This is a genomic window from Thermomonas haemolytica, assembly GCF_004346265.1.
GTDB classification, from domain to species: domain Bacteria; phylum Pseudomonadota; class Gammaproteobacteria; order Xanthomonadales; family Xanthomonadaceae; genus Thermomonas; species Thermomonas haemolytica.
Genome location: NZ_SMAP01000001.1, coordinates 403,220 through 426,888 on the forward strand (window position 1 = coordinate 403,220; position 23,669 = coordinate 426,888).

Consider the following 23,669-nt stretch of genomic DNA (forward strand, 5'->3'; position numbering starts at 1 on the left):
CGGCTATCGTCGCATCGGATTGGCCAGCCGGCGCAGCCACGGCAGCAGGTCGGACGGCAGCAGGCCGCGCTCGCCATCCTCGCGCGCGGCGGCATCGCCAGCGGCGGCATGCAACAGGGCGCCGGCCACGGCCGCATCGGCGGCACTCATCCCCTGCCCGCGCAGCGCGGCGATGCAGCCGGTGAGCAAATCGCCCATGCCGCCGGTGGCCATGCCGGGATTGCCGGCGCACACCACGGCGGGTGCGCCCGCGTCCGCCTGCACCAGGCTACCCGCACCCTTGAGGATCGCCACTGCGCCATAGCGCGCCTGCAGCGCGGCGACGGCGGCGAAACGGTCACGCTGGATTTCGGCAGTCGTGACGCCCAGCAGGCGCGCCGCCTCGCCCGGGTGCGGGGTGATCACGTCCTCGGGGCGCAGGTCCGCGCCGCGTTCGGCCAGCAGGTTCAGCGCATCCGCGTCCAGCACCCGCGGTTTGCCGCTGTCCAGCGCGGCGGCGAGCAGGGCCCGACCCCATTCGCCCTGACCCAGCCCGGGGCCGACCGCCACCACGTCCGCGCGCGCCAGCAGCGGCCGCAGCGCGGCGGTGCCCTCGATGGCATGCACCATCGCCTCCGGGCAGCGCGCCAGCAGCGCCGGCACATGCGCCTCGCGGGTGGCCACGCTGACCAGCCCGGCCCCGCAGCGCAGCGCGGCCTGCGCCGCCAGCAGCACCGCGCCGCCGCTGCCGGCATCGCCACCGATGCACAACACGTGGCCATGCCGGCCCTTGTGGGCATCGCGCGGGCGCAGCGGGAAGAACCCGGCCAGGGCATCGCGGCGGTAGCCCCACGCGGCAGGCGCGAGGCCCTCGAAGACATCCGCCGGCAGGTCCAGCGCCGCCAGCTCCAGTTCACCGCAGTGATCCAGCGCCGCGCCGGTGCGCAGGCCGCGGTGGCGAGCGAGGAACTGCAGGGTGCGATCGGCCACCACCGCCACACCCAGCGCGCAGCCGCGCCCGGCGTCGATCCCGCTGGGCACGTCCAGCGCCAGCACCGGCGCCGGATGCGCGTTGATGGCGGCGATCAGCGCCGCCGCCGGCCCCTCCGGCGCGCGCGACAGGCCGATCCCAAACAGCGCGTCCACGATCAGGTCGGCCTCGCCGAGTTCACCCGCGATCACCCCGCCCGCCGCCAGATAGGCCGTGCAGGCGCGCTGGGCCAATGCGCTGGCCGGCTCGGCCACGCGCAGCACGCGCACCTCGCGCCCGGCCTCGCGGGCCAGCCGCGCCAGCACGTAACCATCGCCGCCGTTGTTGCCCGGCCCGCAGGCCACCACGATCCGCGCCGCCTGCGGCCAGTGCTTGCGCACGCAGCGCCAGGCGGCCGCCCCGGCACGCGCCATCAGCACGCCGGGATCGCCGCCCAGCAGGGCGATGCCGCGCGCTTCCAGCGTGCGCAGGGCGACGGCATCGAACAGGGGCAACGGCGCGGGCATGGACGCGATTCTAGACCGCGCCCGTCAGGCCGCGCCCGGGCCGGCGCAGGTGTGGATGTGTGTGCCACCTATACTGCCGCGCATGTCCGCTTCCGATCCCGCCACGCTGGCCGACCGCATCCGCGCCCTGGCGCGCGCGGCCGGCTTCCAGCGCGTCGGTATTTCCGGTATCGACCTGCGCGAGGACGAGGCGCACCTGCTCGACTGGCTGGCGCAGGGCCTGTACGGCTCGATGGACTGGATGGCCCGCCACGGTGCCCTGCGCGCGCGCCCGGCGGAGCTGCTGCCGGGCACCGTGCGGGTGATCTCGGTCGGGCTGGACTACGGCCAGGACCCGGACGCGGCATGGCAGGCGCTGGCGGACGGCGAGCGCGCCTACGTGGCGCGCTATGCGCTGGGCCGCGACTACCACAAGCTGCTGCGCAACCGCCTGCAGAAACTGGCGGAGCAGGTGCAGGCCGAGATCGGCCCGTTCGGCTATCGCGCCTTCACCGATTCCGCGCCGGTGCTGGAGCGCGCGCTGGCGCGCAACGCCGGGCTGGGCTGGATCGGCAAGCACACCTGCCTGATCGACAAGGACGGCGGCAGCTGGTTCTTCCTCGGCGAGCTGTTCGTGGACATCCCGCTGCCCGTGGACCCACCGGCCAGCGCGCACTGCGGCAGCTGCACCCGCTGCATCGACATCTGCCCGACCCAGGCCATCGTCGCGCCCTACCGGCTGGACGCCCGCCGCTGCATCGCCTACCTCACCATCGAACACGAGGGCAGCATCGACGAGGACCTGCGCCCGCTGATCGGCAACCGCATCTTCGGCTGCGACGACTGCCAGCTGGTGTGCCCGTGGAACAAGTTCGCGCGCCGCACCGACGAGCCCGATTTCCGCGCCCGCAACGGGCTGGACCGGGCGACGCTGGCGGAGCTGTTCGCCTGGGACGAGGACGAGTTCCTGCGCCGCACCGAAGGCAGCGCGATCCGCCGCAGCGGGCACGAGCGCTGGCTGCGCAACATTGCGATCGCGCTCGGCAACGCGCCGACCACGCCCGAGGTGCTAACCGCGCTGGAGCGCCGCCGCGCGCATCCCTCGCCGGTGGTGCGCGAACACGTGGCCTGGGCGCTGGCCCGGCACGCGGCGCGGCCGTCCCCGTAAAATGCCGGGATGACCGACCAACTCCCCCGCTCCACCTTCCACGGCTTCGAACAGATCCCGCTGCGCGAGTACGCCGAGCGCGCCTACCTCGACTACTCGATGTACGTGGTGCTCGATCGCGCCCTGCCGTTCATCGGCGATGGGCTCAAACCCGTCCAGCGCCGCATCGTGTACGCGATGAGCGAACTCGGCCTCAATGCCGGGGCGAAGCCGAAGAAGTCCGCGCGCACCGTGGGCGACGTGATCGGCAAGTACCACCCGCACGGCGATTCGGCCTGCTACGAGGCGCTGGTGCTGATGGCGCAGCCGTTCTCGTACCGCTATCCGCTGATCGACGGCCAGGGCAACTTCGGCTCCAGCGACGACCCGAAATCGTTCGCGGCGATGCGCTACACCGAATCCAAGCTCTCGCCGATCGCCGAAGTGCTGCTGGGCGAGCTGGGCCAGGGCACGGTGGACTGGACGCCGAACTTCGACGGCACGCTGGAGGAGCCGAGCTGGCTGCCGGCGCGGCTGCCGCACCTGCTGCTGAACGGCACCACCGGGATCGCCGTGGGCATGGCCACCGACGTGCCGCCGCACAACCTGGGCGAGATCGTCAGCGCCTGCGTGCGCCTGCTGGACGATCCCGATGCCACGGTGCGCGACCTGTGCGAGCACGTGCGCGGCCCCGACTACCCCACCGCGGCGGAGATCATTACCCCGGCCGCGGACCTGCAGGCGATGTACGAGACCGGCAGTGGCTCGGTGCGCGCGCGGGCGGTGTACGTGCGCGAACAGGGCAACATCGTCATCACCGAACTGCCCTACCAGGTCAGCCCGGGCAAGGTGATCGAGCAGATCGCCCAGCAGATGCGCGCCAAGAAGCTGCCGTGGCTGGAGGACATCCGCGACGAGTCCGACCATGCCAATCCCACCCGCATCGTGCTGGTGCCGCGCAGCAACCGGGTGGACGCCGAGCAGCTGATGGGCCACCTGTTCGCCACCACCGACCTCGAGAAGAGCTACCGGGTCAACCTCAACGTGATCGGGCTGGACGGGCGCCCGCAGGTGAAGAACCTGAAGATGCTGCTGAGCGAGTGGCTGGCGTTCCGGCAGGACACCGTCACCCGCCGCCTCAAGCACCGCCTGGACAAGGTCGAGCGCCGCCTGCACCTGCTGGACGGGTTGCTGGTGGCCTTCCTCAACCTCGACGAGGTGATCCGCATCATCCGCAGCGAGGACGAGCCCAAGCCGGTGCTGATGGCGCGCTTCGGGCTGTCCGAGGAGCAGGCCGACTACATCCTCGACACCAAGCTGCGCCAGCTGGCGCGGCTGGAGGAAATGAAGATCCGCGGCGAGCAGGACGCGCTCGCCGCCGAGCGCAAGACCCTGCTGGCCACCCTCGAAAGCAAGGCGAAGCTGAAGAAGCTGATCAAGGACGAGCTGCTGGCCGATGCCAAGAAGTTCGGCGACGCCCGCCGCAGCCCGCTGGTGGCACGCCAGGCCGCGCAGGCGCTGGACGAGACCGAGCTGGTCGCCAGCGAGCCGATGACCGTGGTGCTGAGCGAGAAGGGCTGGGTGCGCGCGGCCAAGGGCCACGACATCGACGCCGCCGCGCTGTCCTACCGCGAGGGCGACGGGCTGCTGGCGGCGGTGCGCACCCGCAGCACCCAACAGGTGGCGTTCCTGGATTCCACCGGGCGCAGCTATTCCACCGCCGTGCATACCCTGCCTTCGGCGCGCGGCAACGGCGAGCCGCTGACCGGACGCTTCGCCCCCGCGCCCGGCGCCAGCTTCCAGGCGCTGGCCAGCGCCGGCAACGACGACCGCCTGGTGCTGGCCTCCAGCCACGGCTATGGCTTCGTCACCCGGTTCGAGAACCTGACCAGCCGGCAGAAGGCCGGCAAGGCGTTGCTCTCGCTCGCGGAGGGTGCGCGCGTGCTGGCACCCGCGCCGGTGCACGACCCCGCTAGCGACCGCGTGGTGGTGGCCACCAGCGCCGGGCACGTGCTCGCCTTCCCGCTGGCGGAGCTGCCGGAACTGGACAAAGGCAAGGGCAACAAGCTGATCGAGATCCCCAAGGCCAAACGCGGCACCGAGCAGGTGGTGGCGGTGGCGGTGGTGCCCGCCGGCGGCAAGCTGCTGGTCGCCTCCGGCGCGCGCACCATGACCCTGGCATTCAAGGATCTGGACGCCTACCTCGGCGCGCGTGGCAGCCGCGGCGGCCTGCTGCCGCGCGGCTGGCAGAAGGTGGACGGACTGGCGGTGGAGGCCTGAGTTACGGCGGCGAAGCCGTCGCGCGTTCCGCGCAGCGGCATTTCGCGTCGCGTGGCGGGATGCGCGGCGGTAGGCGCCGCCGATCCGAGGAGACACGCATGCAACCCGACTTCTGGCAACAACGCTGGGCCAACCACGAGATCGGCTTCCACCAGCCCACGCCGACCCCGCTGCTGCTCAAGCATTGGCCGGCGCTGGCCGTCCCGGCGGGGGCACAGGTGTTCGTGCCGCTGTGCGGAAAGTCGCTGGACCTGGCCTGGCTGGCCGCGCAGGGCCACCGCGTGCTGGGCGTGGAACTGTCGCAGATCGCGGTGGATGAGTTCTTCGCCGAGCACGGGCTGATGCCCGAGGTCGAAGAAACCCGCTACGGCCTGCACCACCGCGCCGGCGGCATCGAGCTGATCTGCGGCGATGCCTTCGGGCTGGACGCCGAACTGCTGGCCGGGTGCGCCGCGGTATTCGACCGCGCCGCGCTGATCGCCCTGCCTTCCGACATGCGCCAACGCTACGCACGCGAGCTGTACGCGCGCCTGCCGCAGGGCTGCCGCGGCCTGCTGCTCACCCTGGAATACCCGCAGGCCGAGCGCGACGGCCCGCCGTTCAGCGTGGAGCAGCCGGAAGTCGAGGCGCTGTATGCCGATCACTGGCGCGTGCAACTGCTGGAGCAGCGGCCGATCCCGCCCGGCAGCCCCGGCTTCATCGATGGCCTCTCGCGCCTGGACACCCGCGTGTACCGGCTGGATCGCCGCTGAGCCCCTCCCGCCGGGATCGGCCGGAATGGTTGACCAGGATCAAGTCGCTCCCGCCCGCGACTGCCTAAGCTGCGGGCATGCACTCCCAGCACGTCACCTTCGATGCCGATCTGGTGCGCCGCTATGACCGGCCCGGCCCGCGCTACACCTCGTACCCGACTGCGCCACAGTTCACCACCGACTTCGGCGAGGCGCAGCTGCGTGCGGTGATCCAGGCCAGCAACGAGGAACCGATCCCGCGCCGGCTGTCGCTCTACGTGCACGTGCCGTTCTGCTTCAGCCCGTGCTTCTACTGCGGCTGCAACCGCGTGATCACCCGCGACACCGCCCGCGGCGAGGCGTATCTGGCGCGGTTGCACCGCGAGATCGCGCTCATCGCGCCGCTGTTCGACCGCGACCGCGAGGTGATCCAGCTGCACTTCGGCGGCGGCACCCCGAATTTCCTCTCCCCCCTCCAACTGGCGGACGTGGTGGACGCCCTGCGCCGCCAGTTCCACTTCGCCGAGGGCGACGACCGCGACATCTCGATCGAGATCGACCCGCGCTACTGCCCGCCCGACTGGCTGCCGCCGCTGGCCGCCGCCGGCTTCAACCGGATCAGCCTGGGCGTGCAGGACTTCGACCCGGCCGTGCAACAGGCGGTGAACCGCGTGCAGGGCGTAGCCGAGACCCGCGCGGTGATCGAATCCGCGCGCCGGGCGGGGATGCGCTCGGTCAACATCGACCTCATCTACGGCCTGCCGGCGCAGACCCTGGAGGGCTTCGCGCGCACCCTGGACACGGTGATCGCGCTGCAGCCGGACCGGCTCGCGGTGTACAGCTACGCGCACCTGCCGCACCTGTTCAAGCCGCAGAAGCAGATCGACGAAACCCTGCTGCTGGACGGCGAGGCCAAGCTGGCGCTGCTGCAGCTGGCGGTGGAGAAACTCACCGCCGCCGGCTACGTGTACATCGGCATGGACCACTTCGCCCTGCCCGACGACGCGCTGGCGCGCGCGCAGCAGCGCGGCGGGCTGCACCGCAACTTCATGGGCTACACCACCCATGCCGACAGCGATCTGGTGGGGCTTGGAGTGTCGGCGATCAGCCACATTGGCAACAGCTTCAGCCAGAACCCGCGCGACCTGCCCGGCTGGGAAGCCGCGATCGACGCCGGCCGCCTGCCGGTGTTCCGCGGCATGCGCCTGAGCGAGGACGACGAACTGCGCGCCGAGCTGATCCAGTCGCTGATGTGCCAGGGCGAGATCCCCATCGCCGCGCTGGAGCGCCGCTACGGGATCGACTTCCGCCACTACTTCGCCGAAGACATCGCGCGCCTGCAGCCGCTGATCAAAGACGGCATGGTGCGCATGCTGCCCGACCGCATCCAGGCCACCGCGCGCGGGCGGCTGCTGCTACGCAATATCGCGATGTGCTTCGACCGCTACCTCGCCCCATCCGACCCCGACGCCCGGCCGCACTACTCGCGTGCGGTCTGATGCCGAAGACCGGCAACCCCGCCTGACTGCCGTGGACCTGACGCCTGAGTCAAGCGGCACCACGAGGTGGCATCGGCATGAACGAATTGCCAGGTCTTCCCGAATAAGACACCCACGTGCCGCATTCGGTCTTGCTGCGCACCCAACCCTGTTGAGTGCGCTCCAGCAGAACGGTGCCGCCATTCCCGCAGAGCAGACCACAGACAAAGGAATAGTTGAGAGCAGCTCTCTGTCCGGAGCGTTCGAAAGCAACCATGGAGAGAGTGAGCAGTCCGTGGGCGAATCCCTGCTTCACGGCCTCATCGACAGGCACGCCACGCATGATTAGCTTTGCAGGATCCACGATTGGTGACTCGCCAGGTTTGACGATACGGACCCATGGAAGTGCACTGAGCTGGGCAGCAAGTGGAGTACTCGTTGCAGCCACCTTCCACCCAGCAGCACCGCCGGCGCAGGAGGATATCTCTTTGAGGTCTTGGGGCGACAGCGGCTCTGCGTCTGCCGCCACATTGAGGGGCGCTTCATCTTCTCCCTGCCATGAGGTCAGGAACGCTTGATACACCTTGGCCGATTCCTCCGCGCCGACACTTTGCGCGCTCGTTGCAGGAATTGCTGCAAGGGCCACGGCCATGGCCGTGGCGGCGAATCGCAGTTCAAAGGGCATACTCGTCTCCCTGAGTGTGTCTGCTAGCCCCAAGAAACCTCTGATCAACTCAGAGGCTCCCGCTGGCCATGGATGGCCGGCCACGCATCGATCATACAAGCGATTGATGCGTGTGAGCCGAGTCCGGACCTGTGCCGGACCTGGCGTTGGCTGCTAACGCCTGGATGGCGTTGTTCAGATCTTCCCTGACTCTACAGTCGCTGCAACCGCCAGGCGCGGTGGATGCGCGGGTTGCGCGCGAAGTCCGGCGGGATGGTGGAGGCGCTGATGTCCTCCACCTTGGCGAACGCGGCCAGCGCCGCCTCGTCCAGCCGGAAGCGGCGGAAGTTGTTGCTGAAGTACAGCACTCCGCCCGGTGCCAGCCGCGCCAGTGCCGCGCGCAGCAGGCGCACGTGGTCGCGCTGCACGTCGAAGTCGGCGGCGCGCTTGGAATTGGAGAAGGTCGGCGGGTCGCAGAAGATCACGTCGTATTCGCCGGTGTCGGCTTCCAGCCACTTCATGGCATCGGCCTGGGCGATGCGGTGGCGGGTGCCGCCGATGCCATTGCCGCGCAGGTTGTCCGCCAGCCACTCCAAGTACGTGGCCGACAGGTCCACGCTGGTGGTCTGCGCGGCGCCCTGCACCGCGGCCTGCACGGTAGCCACGCCGGTGTAGCAGAACAGGTTGAGGAAGCGCTTGCCGCGCGCCTCCAGCGCCATCCGCGCGCGCAGCGGGCGGTGGTCGAGGAACAGCCCGGTGTCGAGGTAGTCGAACAGGTTCACCTGCAACTTCGCCGCGCCCTCCTCCACCGTGAGGAACTCGCCGCGATGGTCGAAGTGGCCATATTTGGAGCCGCCCTTGCCGGTGCTGCGGGTCTTCACCGCCACCCGCTCGCGCGGCACGCCGAACACCTCGCGCACCGCCAGCAGCAGGTCACTCAAGCGCTTGCGGGTGGTGGCCTCGGGAATGTCGGCCGGCGCGGCGTATTCCTGCACATGCAGCCAGGTCTCGCCATCGATCGTGGTGTACACGTCCACCGCGCAGGCGTATTCGGGGATGTCGGCATCGTAGGCGCGGAAGCAGGTGATCTGCTCCTGCTGGCGCCAGCGCGCCAGCCTGTCGAGGTTCTTGCGCAGGCGGTTGGCCACCATCTGTGCCCCGGAGGAAATCCCCTTGGGGGACGCGCCTTCCGGCAGCGCGCGCTTCTCCGCGCCTTCGCGCTGCGGCGGGGCGATGGGGTCCACCGCGATCAGGCTGCATTCGATGGCGCCGTTGAACAGTTGGTAGCGCTTTTTCGCGCGCAGCCCGGTGGCATGGGCCAGTTCGGCGTCGCCGCACAGCAGCGCCGCGCGCCACTGCGGCGCCACGCGCTTGAGCGCTTCGCCCAGCGCGCGATACAGCGCCGGGTCGGCGGCCAGGCGCGCGTCATAAGGCGGATTGCAGACGACCACGCCGCTTAGGTTCTGCATCAGCGCAAGGCCTGCGATGTCGCGCACGGACCAGCCAATGGCATCCTCGACCCCCGCCGCCTGCGCGTTCTCGCGGGCGGCGCGGATGGCGTGCGGGTCCACGTCGCTGCCATGGAAACAGGGCCGCAGCGCGGCGCGGCCACGCGCCTCGCGGGCGATGGCATCGCTGCGCAGGCCCGCCCAGGCATCGGCATCGAACCCGAGCCAGCGGGTCGGCGGCGCATCGCCGTGGCGAAGCAATCCGGGGGCGACGTCGGCCGCCATCAGCGCGCCCTCGATCAGCAGCGTGCCGCTGCCGCACATCGGGTCGAGCAGATCGCCGCCTTCCGCATAGGCCTGCGGCCAGCTGCCGCGCAGCAGCACCGCGGCGGCCACGGTTTCCTTCAGTGGTGCCGTGCCCTGCACGCGCCGCCAGCCGCGCCGGTGCATGGGGCCGCCGGAGAGGTCGATGGACAGTGTGGCACGCCCCTTGCGCACGACCAGATGGATGCGCACGTCCGGTGATTCCACGTCCACGTCCGGGCGCTGGCCGGTGCTGGCGCGCAGGGTATCGACGATGGCGTCCTTCACCCGCTGCGCGGCGTAACGGGCGTGGGTGATGGCGCTGCCGGAGACGTGCGCGTCGATGGCGAAGGTGTGGCCGGGCGAGAGGTGCCGGGCCCAATCCACCGCGGCCGCGCCGGCGTACAGCGCGTGCTCGTCGGCGCACTCGAACGCGGCGATCGGCCACAGGATGCGGCTGGCCAGCCTCGACCACAGCACTGCGCGCTGGGCATCCAGCAGGCTGCCCTCGACATTGACCCCCGCGATGGTGGCAGTGGCCCGCGCGCAGCCGAGCGCGACCAGCTCGTCGGCCAGCAGGTATTCCAGGCCCTTGCCGCAGGACGCGAAGAACGTCATGGCGTCACAGCGCCGCCAGCAGTGCGGCGAACGCCTCGGCGCTGGCCTGCACGTGGCCGGACAGGCGATGCGAATCGTTCACCAGCAACAGCCGCGCATCGCGCGCGCGCGCCCACTCCACCACCTGCGCGGCGGGGATCAGCTCGTCGTGCCAGCCGTGCAGGACCGAGGTCGGCACGGCGGCGGCGGGCATCGGCGGCGCGCCCTCCATCACCACCGGCGGCGCCATCAGGAACAGACCGGCCACCGGCACCTGCAACGACACCACGCCGCTGATGTAGGCGCCGAGGCTGGAGCCGGCCAGCACCAGCGGGCCGCGCGCGGCGGCGGCCTGCGCCAGCGACGCAAGACGCGCGATGCGCGCCGGCACGTCGCCCAGCGGGGTCACCTCGCGGCGGGCGTCGAGGTCGGTGTAGTCGGGGCGTTCGTGGGTCCAGCCCAGACGCTCGGCCACCTCGGCCAGCGCAGTCACTTTGGTCGCATCGGGGCCGCTTTCGAAGCCGTGCGACAGGATGCAATGTCCTCTCATGGGCGAATGCTAGCATCGGTGCATGTCTGCGCCCGCGATCCATCCGCACCCCCTGCCCTACGTCAGCCTGCTGGCGGAGCGCGCGCTGGACGCGGTGGACACCGTGGTCATCCACTGCACCGAGCTGCCCGACCTCGCCGCCGCGCGCGCCTACGGCGAGCGGGTGCTGTACGCCTCCGGCACCGGCAACAGCGGTCACTACTACATCGACCGCGACGGCCGCATCGAGGAATACGCGCCGCCCGCGCGCATCGCCCACCACACCCGCGGCTGGAACGCGCGCAGCGTCGGCATCGAGCTGGTCAACACCGGCCGCTTCCCCGACTGGCTGGATTCGCGCCGGCAGGCGATGGACGAGCCATACACGGAGGCGCAGATCGCCGCGCTGGCCGCATTGCTGCAATGGTTGCGCGGTGAGCTGCCGGCGCTGGCGCAGATCGCCGGGCACGAGGACCTGGACCGCGAGACCGTCCCCGCCAGCGACGACCCGGCCGTGGCCGTGCGTCGCAAGCGCGACCCCGGCCCGCGCTTCCCGTGGCCGCAGGTGCTGGCCGCCGTTGCGCTGCGGCGGCTGCAACCCGCCACGGAAGCCCCACCCGTATAATTGCGGGCATGAATGCGCCCGTCTCCGAACTCATCGAGCTGCTGTCCCTGGAGCGGCTGGAAGATGACCTGTTCCGCGGCCAGAGCCGCGACATCGGCACCAAGTACGTGTTCGGCGGGCAGGTGCTGGGACAGGCGCTGTCGGCGGCGCAGGCGACCCTCACCCAGCCGCGCGCGGCGCACTCGCTGCACGCCTATTTCCTGCGCGCCGGCAACATCGAGGCGCCGATCGTCTACGACGTGGACCGCACCCGCGACGGCGGCAGCTTCTCGGTGCGCCGGGTCACCGCGATCCAGCACGGCAAGGTGATCTTCTTCTGCGCGGCCTCGTTCCAGGACGCCGAGCCGGGCGTGGAGCACCAGCTGTCGATGCCGGAGGTGCCCAAACCCGAGGACCTGGAACCGGCCCCCGCGCTGCCGCCGGAACGGCTGGCGCAGCTGCCGACCATGGTCCAGCGCTGGCTGAATCGCGCCGGCCCGTTCGAGTTCCGCCACGTCTATCCGCGCGATGAGATCAACCCGCCCAAGCGCCCGCCGTTCCAGCAGGTCTGGTTCCGCCTGACCGAAAAGGTGGGCGACGCGCCGGAGCTGCACCGCGCGCTGCTGGCCTACGCCAGCGACTTCCACCTGCTGGGCACCGCCACCTTCCCGCACGGCATCAGCTACTACCAGCCGAACGTGCAGATGGCCTCGCTGGACCACGCGCTGTGGTTCCACCGCAGTTTCCGCGCCGACGAGTGGCTGCTGTATTCGATCGACAGTCCCAGCGCGCAGGGCGCGCGCGGCCTGGCGCGCGGCCAGATCTTCGACCGCAGCGGGCGGCTGGTGGCCAGCACCGCGCAGGAAGGCATGATCCGGGTGCTGCCGGACAAGGCCGCGCCGTGAGGAAGGTGTTTTCCAGCCAGCGCCTCGAGAACGTGGAGGCGGTGGCGCAACTGCTGCGCGAGGCCGGGATCGAGGTCAAGATCGAGCACGGCCGCAGCTACCGCGGCCACCGCCGCGGCAACTTCAGCTACGACAGCCGCAAGGCGCCGAAGGACATCCCCGCGGTCTGGATCGTGCGCGCCGAGGACCAGCCGCGCGGGCGCCAGATCCTGCGCGAGCTCGGCCTGCTGGAAAGCTCGCGCGACGAGCTGCCCAGCTACCTGCCTACGGCCAGCCGTGGCGACGAGTCCGGCAAGGCCCGCCCGGCGTTCGGCAAGCGCCTGAAGCTGGGCCTGCTGGCGCTGATCGCGGTGGTGATCGGGCTGGCAGTGCTGCAAACGCGCAAATCACCGGAAGCGGCGGCCCCGGCGGCTCCCACCATCGCAACGCGTCCGGCCCCGCCGCCGGTGGAAGCGATCACCGACGTGCAGGTCTTCCGCATCGACGTGCCAGCCGCGCTTGCCGCGCGGCTGGCCGGACAGGTGCTGCAACAACGCAAGCCGGCATTGGCCTGCCTGACGGTGGACGGCCACGATCCGAAGCCGGGCGTGCTGGAGGCGATGACCGTGCCGCCGCGCACCCGCGTGCTGGCCGCCTCGGCCTGCGCCGGCAAGGACGGCCTGGCGATCGCGGTGCACGACTACATGACCGACGGCAGCGGCAGCGGCGAGGTCAGCCTCGACGTGGCCGGGCAGCAGGCGCAGATGCTGGCGGTGGAGCGCACCGGCACCCGCTGGAACATCCTCGGGAAGGCGCAGGGCGCGCGCTAGCCAGACCGCACCAACGCGCGCCCGCGCACCGGGCGATGGCGCTAAGGATGGTCTGAACAACGCCATCCAGGCGTTGTCAGCCCACGCCGAGTCCGGCACAGGTCCGGACTCGGCTCACACGCATCAATCACTTGCGTGATTGATGCGTGGCCGGCCATCCATGGCCGGCGGGAACCTCTGAATTGATCAGAGGCTCCCTAACGCGCCGTCACTTCTTCACCGGCGGCGCCGGCGGTTGCGGCGAGGCCGGCGGCATCGGCGGGCGGTGCATGCCGCCGTGCATCGGCCGGCAGACCTCGCCCATCTTCGCGAACTCGTCGCGGCTGAGCTGGCCATCCTTGTTGGTGTCAGCCTTGTCGAAGCACTCGGCGCGCATCTTCTCCATCTTTTCCTTCCACTGCGGGTCCATCGCGCGCCCGCCGCCCGGGCCCTTCGGGCCGTCCGCGCCGCGGCCGCCCCAGGCCGGCAACTCGTCCGCGGTCAGCTTGCCGTCCTTGTTCTTGTCGAGCTGGTCGAACCTGGCCGCCAGGCGCGGGTACTTGGCCGCTTCCTCGCGGGTGATCACGCCGTCGCCATTGGCATCGGCCTTCATCATCGGCGAGGCGGGCGGCGGCGGCGCGCTCTGCGCCAGGGCCAGGCCGGATACGGCGGTCGTGGCCAGGGCCAGGACCAGCAGCTGCAACTTATTCATCGTGTCTCCTCCACCCGGCACCAGTTCCGGGGTGCTGGTGGAAACGCCCCGCGCGCGCCGCGGTTGACCGCGCATCCCTGCGCGCGGCTGAACGCCGGCGCTATGCTGCGCGCATGGGCGGCAACGACGACAACCTGCGGCTGTTCCACAGCACCCCGCATCCCTGCGGCTACTGGCCGGGACGCCAGGCCCGCGACCTGGTGCTGGACCCGCGCGACCCGCGCCTGCCCACGCTGTATCCGATGGCGCTGGAATGGGGCTTCCGCCGTTCCGGCGACATCGTGTACCGCCCCAGTTGCGGCGGCTGCCAGGCCTGCGTGCCGGTGCGGATCCCGGTGGCCGCGTTCCAGCCGGACCGCAGCCAGCGCCGCTGCCTGGCGCGCAATGCCGACATCGATGCCCACATCGTGCATCCGGCCTGCAGCGAGGAATACCTGCGCCTGTACCAGCGCTACCTGGCGTTCCGCCATCCCGGCGGCGGCATGGACGGACACGGCGCGCACGAGTTCGAGCAGTTCCTGATCGGCAGCTGGAACGAGAGCCGGTTCCTGGAACTGCGCCAGCGCGACAGCCACCGGCTGTTGGCGGTGGCGGTGACCGACCTAGCCGAGGATGCGCTGTCGGCGGTCTATACCTTCTACGACCCCGACCAGGCCGCGCGCGGGCTGGGCACGCTGGGCATCCTGCAGCAGCTGGAGTGGGCGCGCCGCAGCGAGCGAAGCCACCTTTACCTCGGCTACTGGATCGCCGGCCATCCGAAGATGGACTACAAGCGCCGCTTCCAGCCGCTGGAGGCGTTCGACGGGCGCCGCTGGCAGCCACTGCCCGCCGCCTGAACGTTGCGTGTCGTCCGAGCATCGCGCCATCCCGGGGTGGCATGCGATCCTGTGGCGATGCCGCGCCTTCTCCCCCACCGGCTGCTGCCGGCCCTGCTGTCGCTGGCCCTGGTCGCCTGTACCCCGCCATCGCTGCCGTTCGCGCGTCTGGCCGGGCTGGTGACCGACCCCGAGCTGGACGAGATCAGCGGCCTGGCCGCCTCGCATGTGCACGAGAACGTGCTGTGGGTGCACAACGACAGCGGCAACCCCTCGCGCCTGTACGCGATCAACACCCGCGGCCGCCTGCTGGCGCGCTTCGACGTGGCCGGCGCGCGCAACATCGACTGGGAGGACATCGCCAGCTTCACCCTCGGCGGCCGCCACTACCTGCTGCTGGCCGACACCGGCGACAACGGCGGCCACCGCCGCGATTTCGTGCTGCACGTGTTCGAGGAGCCGGAGGTGCTGGCCGACGGCACCCTGACCCCGGCGTGGTCGATCCCCGCGCGCTGGCCGGACGGCTCGCGCGACTGCGAGGCGGTGGCGGTGGACCCGGTGTTGGGCCAGGTGCTGCTGATCTCCAAGAAGCGCACGCCGCCCGAGCTGTTCAGCCTGCCGCTGGCCGACCCGCACGGACGGGTGCAAGAGGCGCGCCGGATCGGGCGCCTGGCCGGGGTCCCGCAGGTTGGCCCACAGCTGCGCCAGGAGGATCCGAAGGTGGCCGCGCTGTTCTCGCAGGTGACCGCCGCCGATATCTCTCCCGACCGCCGCATGCTGGCGGTGCTGACCTACGGCAGCGTGCTGTTCTACCGCCGCGAGGAGGGCGAAGGCTGGGCCGCGGCGGTGGCCCGCGCGCCGGAGACCCACGACGTGCCGCTGATCCCGCAGGCCGAGGCGCTGGGCTGGAGCGCCGGCGGCGCCGGCCTGTACGCCAGCGGCGAATCCCGCCCGGCGCCGCTGTATTACCTCGTCCCGCAGCAGCCCTGAGCGCGCCCGCCGCGGGCCGCAGCGACCGTTCGTCGGCCGCCAGTTGCATGTCTGATATCAAATTGATATCAATTCACCCAAAGCCCCGACCGAGCACACCCATGAAAGAGATCCCGCTGCGTTCCCTGCCCGGCATCCCGATGCTGCTGATCCTGCTGCTGGCGACCGGCGTCGGTGCCTGGCTGCTGGTCACCGCCCTGCAGTTCCAGCTGTGGCCGCAACTCGTCGCCGGCGTGCTGCTGGGCGGTGGCGCCCTGCTGTGCCTGGGCGGGCTGTACATGGTCGAACCCAACCAGGCGGCGGTGCTCAGCCTGTTCGGCCGCTACGTCGGCACCGTCAAGGACAACGGCCTGCGCTGGAACAACCCCTTCTATGCCAAGAAGAAAGTCTCGCTGCGCGTGCGCAACTTCGAGTCCGGCAAGCTCAAGGTCAACGAACTGGACGGCAGCCCGATCGAGATCGCCGCGGTGATCGTGTGGCAGGTGGTGGACGCCTCGGAGGCGGTCTACAACGTGGACGACTACGAGAGCTTCGTGCACATCCAGTCCGAGTCCGCGCTGCGCACGATGGCCACCAGCTATCCGTACGACCAGCACGAGGATGGCCAGATCGCCCTGCGCAGCCACGCCGCGGAAGTCTCGCAGCACCTGCGCGACGAGCTCGCCGAACGCCTGGCCGACGCCGGCGTGCAGGTGCTGGACGCGCGCATCAGCCACCTCGCCTACGCTCCGGAGATCGCGCAGGCGATGCTGCAGCGGCAGCAGGCGAACGCGATCATCGCCGCCCGCACCCGCATCGTCGCCGGCGCGGTGGGCATGGTCGAGATGGCGCTGGCCGAACTGCAGAAGAACGGCGTGGTCGAGCTGGACGAGGAGCGCAAGGCGCAGATGGTCAGCAACCTGCTGGTCGTGCTGTGCGGCGAGCGCGCCACCCAGCCGATCGTCAATGCCGGCACCCTGTACTGAGCCCAGCGAAAGCAGGCCGTGAGCGAGAAGAAAGCCTATCCGCTGCGCATCAACGCCGAGATCCTGGCGGCGGCGCAGCGCTGGGCCGACGACGAGCTGCGCAGCCTCAACGCGCAGATCGAATACGTGCTGCGCGACGCGCTGCGCAAAGCCGGGCGGCTGCCGTCGCCCCGCACCTCCACCGAGGACGATCCCGAATGAACCGCCCCGCACATCCCCGCCGCCCTCTCCACCGCGCGCTGCTGGCCGGCGCGCTTGCCCTGGCCGGCGCGGCCCACGCGCAGTCCGCCGATCCTGCCGCGCTCGCCCGGCAGGCGCTGGATCTGCTGGATGCCGGCGATTACGCCAAGGTCGAAGCGCTGTTCGCGCCGCGCATGGCCGAGGCGGTGCCCGCCGACAAGCTGAAGGCGGTGTGGGAATCGCTGCCGGTGCAGATGGGCAAGGCCACCGGGCGCGGCGACGCCACCATCGCCGCGCAGGGCGAGGCCGCCGTGGTGCAGGTGCCGCTGCATTTCGAGAAGGCCGAACTGGTGGCGAAGTTCGCCATCGACGCCGACGGCAGGATCGCCGGCTTCCTGGTGCAACCGCCGCAGGCGGCCCCCGTGCCGGACCCGGCGGTGGCGGCGGATGCGCCCTTCACCGAGCACGAGCTGGCGATCGGCGACGGCGCGCGCGCCCTGCCGGCCACGCTGGCGATGCCCAAGGGCGCGGGCCCGTTCCCGGCGGTGGTGCTGGTGCATGGCTCCGGCGCGCACGACCGCGACGAGACCATCGGCCCGAACAAACCCTTCCTCGACCTCGCCCGCGGCCTGGCCGCGCAGGGCATCGCGGTGCTGCGCTACGAGAAGCGCACCAAGGCGCATCCCGAGGAATTCGCGGGCGGCGACTTCGGCGTGGACGAGGAAACCACCTTCGATGGCGTGCTGGCGGTGGACGCGCTGCGCAAGACCAACGGCATCGACCCCAACCGCATCTTCGTGCTCGGCCACAGCCAGGGCGGGATGATGGCGCCGCGGATCGCCGCCCTGTCCGGCCACGTCAAGGGGCTGGTGCTGCTGGCGGCGCCGGCGCGCCCGCTGCTGGACATCGTGATCGAACAGAACCGGCGCATGGCGGTGCTGGACGACGGCAAGATCAGCGATGCCGAACGCGCGGCGATCAACGCGCTGATCGCGCAGGTGCGGCAGACCCGCGACCCCGCCACACCGGCCGCGACCCGCACCGTGATGGGCCAGCCGGCTGGCTACTGGCGCAGCATCGACAGCGTGGATGCGGTGGCCGAGGCGCAGCGGGTAGCCCTGCCGATGCTGGTGCTGCAGGGCGGGCGCGACATCCAGGTGGTGGACGCCGACTGGCAGGCCTGGCGCGAGGCGTTCGACGGCGACCCCAAGGTCGCCTTCAAGCTGTATCCCGCGCTCAACCACCTCGGCATCCCCGGCGACGGCGAAGGCTCGCTGGCCGAATACGCGAAACCGGGGCATGTCGATCCCAAGCTGATCGATGACGTCGCCGCCTGGGTCAAGGCGCACTGAGCCCGATGTCCATGCGCTCGCCGACTGTGTTCGCAGTGCCGCCGCCGCCCGCCTACGCCTGGCTGCTGCTGATCCTGCTGGGCGGCGTGATTCCCGTCGGCCTGTTGATTGGCATGCATGCCGTGAAGATGCCCATGAACGGCGAGGGGCTGGCCTGGGTCGCCGTCCTGACCGCTCTCGCGGGATTGCTGCTGTCGATGTGTCGCCGCGTCGTGCTGCTGCAGGACGGGGTGCTGGAGGTACGCGCAGCGTTCTACCGCAAGCGCGTGGCGGTGACGGAACTCGACGTCGAACGGGCGCGCATCGTGGATCTTGCGGAGCGCACGGAGCTGCGCCCGGCGGTGAAGACCAATGGCATCTCGATGCCGGGCTACCATGCCGGCCACTTCCGGATCTACAGGAGGCTGGAAAAAGCCTTCTGCCTGCTCACCGACCGCCGGCGCGTGCTGTGGATTCCGCTGCGCGACGGCGGCCAGCTGCTGCTCAGCCTCGAGCGGCCGCAGGCCCTGCTGGACGCCCTGCGCGCGACGTGATGCCGACCGCGCGGCGGCTGCGCTACCCTGCGCGCATGCCACGCCTGCCCGCCATCCCGCTGAAGACGGTCCTGCGCAATACCGCGGAGATCGAACTGTGGCCGGCCGCGCTGCTGCAGGCGCGCGGCAATGCCCACGCGCGGCTGCTGGCGCGCGCGCGGCGCGTGCTGCGACGCAAGCGCGACGGCCGCTACCTGGCGGCCGAACTCGAAGGCGGCCTGTATCCGCTGGTGCCTATGCTCGCGCGCGAGCCGGGGCTGAGCGCCGCCCGTGACGCCCTGCGCGCGCCGCCGCCGCACGCCCGCTGTGGCCTTGAACACTCCGGCACGCTGCCGCTGCACCGCCTGCACGAGCGCCTGCACGCGCTAGGCCTGGATGCGGACGCCTATGCCGCGCGCAGCGGGCTGGCGCTGGTGCCCGAACCCGACTGGCTGGCATTTGCCGGATTCGACCGCTGGCACCGCCCGCTGTGGCTGCGCATCGATGCCGCGCGCGCCTGGCTGCGCCTGCGCACGGCGGCCCGCGCCGACGGCATCGTGCTGGAGGCGATCTCCGGTTACCGCAGCCACGACTACCAGCTGGGCATCTTCGAACGCAAGCGCGCGCGCGGCCTGAGCGTGGATGAGATCCTCGCGGTCAACGCCGCGCCGGGCTTTTCCGAACACCACTCCGGGCTGGCGCTGGACATCGGCACGCCCGGTGAGCCGCCCGCCGAGGAATCGTTCGAACACACCCCGGCGTTTGCCTGGCTGACCGCGCATGCGCCCGCGCAGGGCTTTGCGATGAGCTATCCGCGCGACAACCCGCACGGGATCGTGTACGAACCCTGGCACTGGCGCTTTATGCCCGCCTGAGCCGCCTTTCAGCGCGCCTTGGCCAGTTCGCGTACGGTGGCACGCAACCCGTCGCGCCAGGCGGGCGGCGCGATGCAGAAGTCCTGCTGCAGTTTCGCGGTATCCAGCACCGAATACGCCGGCCGCCGCGCCGGGGTCGGATACTCGGCGCTGGTGATCGGCAGCACCCGCGGGCGCCGCGCCAGCAGGCCCGCCGCCTGCGCCTCGTCCATGATGGCCTGCGCAAACCCGTGCCAACTGGTCTCCCCGGCGGCTGTCAGGTGCCAGGTCCCGGACGCCCGCGCCCTCTGCCGCAGCAGCTGGCCGGTGGCCTCCGCGATCCACGCCGCCGGCGTCGGCGCGCCGACCTGGTCGGCCACTACCCGCAAATCTTCGCGCTCGCCGGCCAGGCGCAGCATCGTGCGCAGGAAATTATGGCCGTTCGCGGCGTACACCCATGCCGTGCGCAGGATCATGTGGCGCGCGCCGCTCGCGCGGATCGCCTCCTCGCCGGCCCGCTTGCTGGCGCCATACACGCCCAGCGGCGCGGTGGCATCGTCCTCGCGGTATGGCCGCGCGCTGCGGCCATCGAACACGTAGTCGGTGGAGTAATGCACCAGCAGCGCGCCGGTTGCGGCGCAGCCTTGCGCCAGCGCGGCGGGGGCTTCGGCATTCGCACGGAAGGCCGCCTCCGGCTCGGATTCGGCGCGATCCACGGCGGTGTACGCGGCGGCGTTCACCACCACGTCGGGCGCGATCTGCCGCACCAGTGCCGGCAGCGCCTGCGGCTGGTCGAGATCGGCCGCCACGTCGGCAGCGGCGCCATCGCGGGTGGCCACGATCACCTCGCCCAGGGCCGGCAGGACGCGGCGCAGTTCGCGCCCGACCTGGCCGTTGCCGCCCAGCAGCAGGAGCCTCATGGCAGGCAGCGCGGCAGGCACTCGGGCGGGATCGCGTCGAGGAAGGGCGCGTTCGCATCCTTGTCCGACAGCTGCACCTGCGCCAGCGGCCAGTCGATCGCCAGCCGGGCATCGTTCCAGCGCAGCGCGCAATCGCTGGCGCGGTCATACGGCGCGGTGCACAGATAGCTGACCAACGCGGTCTCGCTGAGCACCAGAAAACCGTGGGCGAAGCCCTCCGGAATCCAGAACTGGCGCCGGTTCCCGGCGCTGAGGATGGCCGCCACGTGCTGGCCGAAGGTGGGCGAATCCTGGCGCAGGTCCACCGCCACGTCGTACACCTCGCCCTCCAGCACGCAGACCAGCTTGCCCTGCGGATTACCGGGCCACTGGTAATGCAACCCACGCAGCACCCCGCGCTGCGAGCGGCTGACGTTGTGCTGCACGAACTGCGCCGGCAACCCGTGCGCGGCGAAACGCGCGGCGTTCCACGCCTCGTAGAAAAACCCGCGCGCATCGGCATGCACGTCCGGCTCGATCACGAGGCATCCCGGCAACCGGGTCTGAAAGATGTTCATCCCGCGATGATACCGAGCCACGGCACCCTCACGCCGGCGGGCGCGACGCGCCTCCGCGCCTGCGCCGCTAGAATCGAACCCACCCTCCCGGAGATGCCGCATGCATTACGTCGACCTGGTCGCCCTGCTGGCGATCGCGCAATTCATCTTCTTCGGCGTGCAGGTGGCGCAGGCGCGCGGCCGCTACGGGGTCAAGGCGCCGGCGGTGGTCGGCCACGAGCTGTTCGAGCGTGCCTACCGGGTGCAGATGAACACGCTGGAGCTGCTGGTGGCGCTGCTGCCGCTGCTCTACATCGCCGCCCGTTACTGGCCGGATGCCTACGTGGCGGTGGTCGGCGCGGTGTACCTGGTGGGCCGGCTGCTGTACTGGCGCAGCTACACCCGCGCGCCCGCCAGCCGCACGCTGGGGTTCGTAATCTCGATGACCCCGATCATGGTCCTGCTGCTGGCCAGCCTGGGCGCGCTGCTGCGCGCCGGGCTGCAGTGAGGCGCGGCGCGTGAACTGGCCGGCCGGCTGGTTGCCGTGGGCGCTGCTGTCGGCCAGCTTCGCGGCGCTGACCGCGGTCTTCGCCAAGATCGGCATCCGCGGGGTCGATTCCGACCTCGCCACGCTGGTGCGCACCGCCGTGATCCTGCTGGTGCTGACGCCCTTCGTGTGGCTGACCGGGAAGTGGAGCAACCCGCTGGCGCTGCCGGGGCGCACGCTGCTGTTCCTGGCGCTGTCGGCGCTGGCCACCGGGGCTTCGTGGGTGTGCTACTTCCGTGCACTGCAGCTGGGGCAAGCCTCGCAGGTGGCCCCGGTGGACAAGCTCAGCGTGGTGCTGGTGGCGGTGTTCGCGTTCGCCCTGCTCGGCGAGCGCCCGTCCCTGCAGGAGTGGGCCGGGATCGGCCTGGTCGCGGCCGGGGTGCTGCTGCTGGCGCTGGCGCGCTGAGTCCTGGAGGAAATTGAGCGCGGGCGGCATTCGCGGGATCATGCGCGCATGGACACCCCAGCACCCCGCCCGGATGCCGTCGCCCGCACCTGGGTCCACGATGCCATCGCCCTGCTGGAACAGGAGGCCGCGCGCTCGGCCGACACCCACCTGCTGCGACTGGATTTTCCCGGCTTCCCCGGGATCACCTTCTATCTGAAGGACGAGGCCAGCCATCCCACCGGCAGCCTCAAGCACCGGCTGGCGCGCTCGCTGTTCCTGTATGCGCTGTGCAACGGCCGGCTGCGCCCGGGGCAGACGGTGGTGGATGCCTCCTCCGGCAGCACCGCGATCTCGGAAGCGTGGTTCGCACGCCTGCTGGGGCTGCCGTTCGTGGCGGTGATGCCGGCCTGCACCGCGCCGCAGAAGATCCAGGCCGTGCAGGCGCTGGGCGGTTGCTGCGACCTGGTGGAGGACCCGCTGCAGGTGCATGCCCGCGCCGCCGAGCATGCCGCCAACGGCGCCTGCCACCTCGACCAGTTCGGGCTGGCCGAACGCGCCACCGACTGGCGCGGCAACAACAACATCGCCGAGTCGATCCTCGGCCAGCTGCGCCGCGAGCCGCAACCGGTACCGGCGTGGATCGTCTGCGGCGCCGGCACCGGCGGCACTTCGGCCACGATTGGCCGCTACCTGCGCTATCGCCGGCTGGAGACCCGCCTGTGCGTGGCCGAACCCGCCGGCAGCGGCTACGTGCATGGCTGGCGCAGCCGCGACCGCGGCGCGCTGGCCAGCCGGCCGACCCTGATCGAGGGCATCGGCCGCCCCAAGGTGGAGCCCGGGTTCCTGTTCGACGTGGTGGACGCGGTGGTGGAAGTCGAGGACGCCGCGTCGATCGCCGCCGCGCTGCTGCTGGAAGACCTGCTGGGCACCCGCTACGGCGGCTCTTCCGGCACCAACTTCGTGGCCTGCCTGCAGCTGGCGGCCGACATGCGCGCCCGCGGCGAGACCGGCAGCGTGGTGACCCTGCTGTGCGACCGCGGCAGCCGCTACCGGCAGACCATCTTCGACCCCGGCTGGCGCGCCGCGCACGGGCTGGAGATCGAACCCTGGCGGCAGGCGCTGGAACAGGCGGCTGCCAGCGGGGTGTGGGCCGCCGCCGGGTAGGCCGCGGCTCAACCCGGGCTGCGCCGGCGTTGCGGTGGCAGGTCGTCGCCCTCGCAGCCGCTGGCGGCGGCCTGCAGGGCACGTGCATCCAGGATGCGCACGCGACGCCCACGGACCTCGATCACCCCGTCCTCGTGCAGGCGGCTGAAACCGCGGCTCACGGTTTCCAGCACCAGCCCCAGATAGCGGGCGATCTCGTCGCGGCTCATCGGCAGCTGGAAGTCGTCGGCGGGACGGCCGATCCGGCGCAGGCGTTCGCCCAGCCCGTGCAGGAATAAGGCGATCCGCTCGCTGGCCTGGCGCCGCGCCAGCACGTCCACGTGGTCGTGGTCGAGATCCGCGCTCTGCCCCATGATGCGCAGCAGCTGCCGCTGCAGGCTGGGCACCTGCGCCGCGACCTGCGCCAGCTGGTTGAACGGCAGTTCGCACACGCGCGCATCGCTCAGTGCCACCGCCTCGCAACGGTGCTGGCCGCTGCCCACCGCGTCCAGCCCGAACAGCTCGCCCGGGAGGTGAAAGCCCAGCACGTGCTCCTCGCCCGCGGGCGTCACCGCCACCGTCTTGAAACTGCCCTCGCTGGCCACGTACACCGCGCCCAGCGGATCTCCGGTGCGGAACAAGACATCGCCGCGCGCCAGCGGGCGGCGCCGCGGCACGACCCGCTCCAGATGCGCGAGATCCTGGGCATCCACTCCGGCCGGCATGCACAGCGCGTGCAGTGAACACTCCACGCAGCTACGGCGCAGCCTGGCCAGGTCCAGTGGAATCGGCTCACTCATCCGCGCTCCCCATCCATCCTGCCAGG

General features: G+C 71.1%; 25 protein-coding genes. 17 read left to right on the forward strand and 8 right to left on the reverse strand.

From position 1 onward, the window contains the following. Positions 1 to 3 precede the first annotated feature (3 nt). Complete coding sequence (locus tag EDC34_RS01880) at positions 4 to 1,476, reverse strand: NAD(P)H-hydrate dehydratase (RefSeq protein WP_114959143.1); 1,473 nt, start codon at positions 1,474 to 1,476, stop codon at positions 4 to 6. 82 nt (positions 1,477 to 1,558) lie between these two features. Here EDC34_RS01880 and queG point away from each other — a divergent pair, with 82 nt between their 5' ends. From queG to hemN, 4 genes are all read left to right on the forward strand, one after another. Beyond that, complete coding sequence (queG, locus tag EDC34_RS01885; protein WP_240311032.1) at positions 1,559 to 2,623, forward strand: tRNA epoxyqueuosine(34) reductase QueG; 1,065 nt, start codon at positions 1,559 to 1,561, stop codon at positions 2,621 to 2,623. A 9-nt stretch (positions 2,624 to 2,632) separates the two neighbouring features. Further along, positions 2,633 to 4,882 carry a DNA topoisomerase IV subunit A gene (gene parC / locus EDC34_RS01890; RefSeq protein WP_114959144.1) on the forward strand — a complete coding sequence of 750 codons (2,250 nt, stop codon included), beginning with the start codon at positions 2,633 to 2,635 and terminating at the stop codon, positions 4,880 to 4,882. A gap of 98 nt (positions 4,883 to 4,980) precedes the next feature. Continuing rightward, complete coding sequence (locus EDC34_RS01895) at positions 4,981 to 5,634, forward strand: thiopurine S-methyltransferase (protein ID WP_114959145.1); 654 nt, start codon at positions 4,981 to 4,983, stop codon at positions 5,632 to 5,634. Positions 5,635 to 5,711: 77 nt separating this feature from the next. Further along, on the forward strand, positions 5,712 to 7,112 hold the full coding sequence (gene hemN / locus EDC34_RS01900) for an oxygen-independent coproporphyrinogen III oxidase (RefSeq protein WP_114959146.1): 1,401 nt from the start codon (positions 5,712 to 5,714) through the stop codon (positions 7,110 to 7,112). 49 nt (positions 7,113 to 7,161) lie between these two features. Here the strand turns inward: hemN and EDC34_RS01905 are convergent, their stop codons facing one another. The 3 genes from EDC34_RS01905 to EDC34_RS01915 all read right to left on the reverse strand — a co-directional run bounded on the left by EDC34_RS01905 (position 7,162) and on the right by EDC34_RS01915 (position 10,653). Further along, positions 7,162 to 7,776 (reverse strand): hypothetical protein, encoded by a 615-nt coding sequence (locus EDC34_RS01905; protein WP_132982831.1) that lies wholly within the window; start codon positions 7,774 to 7,776, stop codon positions 7,162 to 7,164. Between the two features lie 191 nt (positions 7,777 to 7,967). Beyond that, positions 7,968 to 10,124: a bifunctional 23S rRNA (guanine(2069)-N(7))-methyltransferase RlmK/23S rRNA (guanine(2445)-N(2))-methyltransferase RlmL gene (rlmKL, locus tag EDC34_RS01910; protein WP_114959147.1), complete on the reverse strand. Its 2,157-nt coding sequence runs from the start codon at positions 10,122 to 10,124 to the stop codon at positions 7,968 to 7,970. Positions 10,125 to 10,128: 4 nt separating this feature from the next. Further along, complete coding sequence (locus EDC34_RS01915) at positions 10,129 to 10,653, reverse strand: alpha/beta hydrolase (RefSeq protein WP_114959148.1); 525 nt, start codon at positions 10,651 to 10,653, stop codon at positions 10,129 to 10,131. 22 nt (positions 10,654 to 10,675) lie between these two features. On the opposite strand from EDC34_RS01915, the gene EDC34_RS01920 reads away from it, so the two are divergent. Genes EDC34_RS01920 through EDC34_RS01930 form a run of 3 tightly spaced genes read left to right on the forward strand, consistent with a single transcriptional unit; the run spans position 10,676 to position 12,950 of the window. Next, complete coding sequence (locus EDC34_RS01920; RefSeq protein WP_114959149.1) at positions 10,676 to 11,257, forward strand: N-acetylmuramoyl-L-alanine amidase; 582 nt, start codon at positions 10,676 to 10,678, stop codon at positions 11,255 to 11,257. 8 nt (positions 11,258 to 11,265) lie between these two features. Next, positions 11,266 to 12,141 (forward strand): acyl-CoA thioesterase II, encoded by an 876-nt coding sequence (tesB, locus tag EDC34_RS01925; protein WP_114959150.1) that lies wholly within the window; start codon positions 11,266 to 11,268, stop codon positions 12,139 to 12,141. Continuing rightward, a complete protein-coding gene (locus tag EDC34_RS01930; RefSeq protein WP_114959151.1) occupies positions 12,138 to 12,950 on the forward strand; it encodes a hypothetical protein in 813 nt (270 codons plus the stop codon). Before tesB ends, EDC34_RS01930 begins: the two co-directional genes overlap by 4 nt. Before the next feature lie 208 nt (positions 12,951 to 13,158). Here EDC34_RS01930 and EDC34_RS01935 read toward each other — a convergent pair whose 3' ends face one another. Beyond that, entirely contained in the window at positions 13,159 to 13,641 is a 483-nt protein-coding gene (locus EDC34_RS01935; RefSeq protein ID WP_114959152.1) for an EF-hand domain-containing protein, read from the reverse strand. Between the two features lie 113 nt (positions 13,642 to 13,754). On the opposite strand from EDC34_RS01935, the gene EDC34_RS01940 reads away from it, so the two are divergent. The 7 genes from EDC34_RS01940 (at position 13,755) to EDC34_RS01970 (ending at position 19,330) form a co-directional block, all read left to right on the forward strand. Next, positions 13,755 to 14,477: an arginyltransferase gene (locus EDC34_RS01940; protein WP_114959153.1), complete on the forward strand. Its 723-nt coding sequence runs from the start codon at positions 13,755 to 13,757 to the stop codon at positions 14,475 to 14,477. A 57-nt stretch (positions 14,478 to 14,534) separates the two neighbouring features. Next, entirely contained in the window at positions 14,535 to 15,446 is a 912-nt protein-coding gene (locus EDC34_RS01945) for a hypothetical protein (protein WP_114959154.1), read from the forward strand. Between the two features lie 101 nt (positions 15,447 to 15,547). Further along, entirely contained in the window at positions 15,548 to 16,411 is an 864-nt protein-coding gene (locus EDC34_RS01950; RefSeq protein WP_114959155.1) for an SPFH domain-containing protein, read from the forward strand. A gap of 18 nt (positions 16,412 to 16,429) precedes the next feature. Then, on the forward strand, positions 16,430 to 16,612 hold the full coding sequence (locus EDC34_RS01955; protein ID WP_114959156.1) for a type II toxin-antitoxin system antitoxin: 183 nt from the start codon (positions 16,430 to 16,432) through the stop codon (positions 16,610 to 16,612). After that, complete coding sequence (locus tag EDC34_RS01960; protein ID WP_114959157.1) at positions 16,609 to 17,943, forward strand: alpha/beta hydrolase; 1,335 nt, start codon at positions 16,609 to 16,611, stop codon at positions 17,941 to 17,943. Before EDC34_RS01955 ends, EDC34_RS01960 begins: the two co-directional genes overlap by 4 nt. Before the next feature lie 11 nt (positions 17,944 to 17,954). Continuing rightward, positions 17,955 to 18,476 (forward strand): PH domain-containing protein, encoded by a 522-nt coding sequence (locus tag EDC34_RS01965; RefSeq protein ID WP_162797656.1) that lies wholly within the window; start codon positions 17,955 to 17,957, stop codon positions 18,474 to 18,476. A gap of 35 nt (positions 18,477 to 18,511) precedes the next feature. Further along, positions 18,512 to 19,330, forward strand: a complete 819-nt coding sequence (locus EDC34_RS01970; protein WP_114959279.1) for a M15 family metallopeptidase — start codon at positions 18,512 to 18,514, stop codon at positions 19,328 to 19,330. Positions 19,331 to 19,338: 8 nt separating this feature from the next. Here the strand turns inward: EDC34_RS01970 and rfbD are convergent, their stop codons facing one another. Both rfbD and rfbC read right to left on the reverse strand, forming a co-directional pair. Further along, positions 19,339 to 20,229, reverse strand: coding sequence for a dTDP-4-dehydrorhamnose reductase (gene rfbD, locus EDC34_RS01975; protein ID WP_114959159.1), 891 nt, complete (start codon positions 20,227 to 20,229; stop codon positions 19,339 to 19,341). Continuing rightward, entirely contained in the window at positions 20,226 to 20,786 is a 561-nt protein-coding gene (rfbC, locus tag EDC34_RS01980; protein ID WP_114959160.1) for a dTDP-4-dehydrorhamnose 3,5-epimerase, read from the reverse strand. The genes rfbD and rfbC overlap by 4 nt, the downstream gene beginning before the upstream one ends. Positions 20,787 to 20,886: 100 nt before the next feature. Here rfbC and EDC34_RS01985 point away from each other — a divergent pair, with 100 nt between their 5' ends. Genes EDC34_RS01985 through EDC34_RS01995 form a run of 3 tightly spaced genes read left to right on the forward strand, consistent with a single transcriptional unit; the run spans position 20,887 to position 22,864 of the window. Further along, the gene (locus EDC34_RS01985; protein ID WP_114959161.1) at positions 20,887 to 21,273 is read left to right on the forward strand and encodes an MAPEG family protein; all 387 of its coding nucleotides are present in this window, start codon (positions 20,887 to 20,889) and stop codon (positions 21,271 to 21,273) included. A 10-nt stretch (positions 21,274 to 21,283) separates the two neighbouring features. After that, positions 21,284 to 21,718 (forward strand): EamA family transporter, encoded by a 435-nt coding sequence (locus EDC34_RS01990; protein ID WP_114959162.1) that lies wholly within the window; start codon positions 21,284 to 21,286, stop codon positions 21,716 to 21,718. A 48-nt stretch (positions 21,719 to 21,766) separates the two neighbouring features. Then, positions 21,767 to 22,864 (forward strand): PLP-dependent cysteine synthase family protein, encoded by a 1,098-nt coding sequence (locus EDC34_RS01995; protein WP_114959163.1) that lies wholly within the window; start codon positions 21,767 to 21,769, stop codon positions 22,862 to 22,864. A gap of 8 nt (positions 22,865 to 22,872) precedes the next feature. Here the strand turns inward: EDC34_RS01995 and EDC34_RS02000 are convergent, their stop codons facing one another. Next, entirely contained in the window at positions 22,873 to 23,643 is a 771-nt protein-coding gene (locus EDC34_RS02000; protein ID WP_114959164.1) for a helix-turn-helix domain-containing protein, read from the reverse strand. Positions 23,644 to 23,669 lie beyond the last annotated feature (26 nt).

Coding starts and splice junctions, on each gene's coding strand:
- EDC34_RS01880 (WP_114959143.1), bottom strand. CDS start 1,476: ATGCCCGCGCCGTTGCCCCTGTTCGATGCCGTCGCCCTGCGCACGCTG.
- queG (WP_240311032.1), top strand. CDS start 1,559: ATGTCCGCTTCCGATCCCGCCACGCTGGCCGACCGCATCCGCGCCCTG.
- parC (WP_114959144.1), top strand. CDS start 2,633: ATGACCGACCAACTCCCCCGCTCCACCTTCCACGGCTTCGAACAGATC.
- EDC34_RS01895 (WP_114959145.1), top strand. CDS start 4,981: ATGCAACCCGACTTCTGGCAACAACGCTGGGCCAACCACGAGATCGGC.
- hemN (WP_114959146.1), top strand. CDS start 5,712: ATGCACTCCCAGCACGTCACCTTCGATGCCGATCTGGTGCGCCGCTAT.
- EDC34_RS01905 (WP_132982831.1), bottom strand. CDS start 7,776: ATGCCCTTTGAACTGCGATTCGCCGCCACGGCCATGGCCGTGGCCCTT.
- rlmKL (WP_114959147.1), bottom strand. CDS start 10,124: ATGACGTTCTTCGCGTCCTGCGGCAAGGGCCTGGAATACCTGCTGGCC.
- EDC34_RS01915 (WP_114959148.1), bottom strand. CDS start 10,653: ATGAGAGGACATTGCATCCTGTCGCACGGCTTCGAAAGCGGCCCCGAT.
- EDC34_RS01920 (WP_114959149.1), top strand. CDS start 10,676: ATGTCTGCGCCCGCGATCCATCCGCACCCCCTGCCCTACGTCAGCCTG.
- tesB (WP_114959150.1), top strand. CDS start 11,266: ATGAATGCGCCCGTCTCCGAACTCATCGAGCTGCTGTCCCTGGAGCGG.
- EDC34_RS01935 (WP_114959152.1), bottom strand. CDS start 13,641: ATGAATAAGTTGCAGCTGCTGGTCCTGGCCCTGGCCACGACCGCCGTA.
- EDC34_RS01940 (WP_114959153.1), top strand. CDS start 13,755: ATGGGCGGCAACGACGACAACCTGCGGCTGTTCCACAGCACCCCGCAT.
- EDC34_RS01945 (WP_114959154.1), top strand. CDS start 14,535: ATGCCGCGCCTTCTCCCCCACCGGCTGCTGCCGGCCCTGCTGTCGCTG.
- EDC34_RS01950 (WP_114959155.1), top strand. CDS start 15,548: ATGAAAGAGATCCCGCTGCGTTCCCTGCCCGGCATCCCGATGCTGCTG.
- EDC34_RS01960 (WP_114959157.1), top strand. CDS start 16,609: ATGAACCGCCCCGCACATCCCCGCCGCCCTCTCCACCGCGCGCTGCTG.
- EDC34_RS01965 (WP_162797656.1), top strand. CDS start 17,955: ATGCGCTCGCCGACTGTGTTCGCAGTGCCGCCGCCGCCCGCCTACGCC.
- EDC34_RS01970 (WP_114959279.1), top strand. CDS start 18,512: ATGCCACGCCTGCCCGCCATCCCGCTGAAGACGGTCCTGCGCAATACC.
- rfbD (WP_114959159.1), bottom strand. CDS start 20,229: ATGAGGCTCCTGCTGCTGGGCGGCAACGGCCAGGTCGGGCGCGAACTG.
- rfbC (WP_114959160.1), bottom strand. CDS start 20,786: ATGAACATCTTTCAGACCCGGTTGCCGGGATGCCTCGTGATCGAGCCG.
- EDC34_RS01985 (WP_114959161.1), top strand. CDS start 20,887: ATGCATTACGTCGACCTGGTCGCCCTGCTGGCGATCGCGCAATTCATC.
- EDC34_RS01995 (WP_114959163.1), top strand. CDS start 21,767: ATGGACACCCCAGCACCCCGCCCGGATGCCGTCGCCCGCACCTGGGTC.
- EDC34_RS02000 (WP_114959164.1), bottom strand. CDS start 23,643: ATGAGTGAGCCGATTCCACTGGACCTGGCCAGGCTGCGCCGTAGCTGC.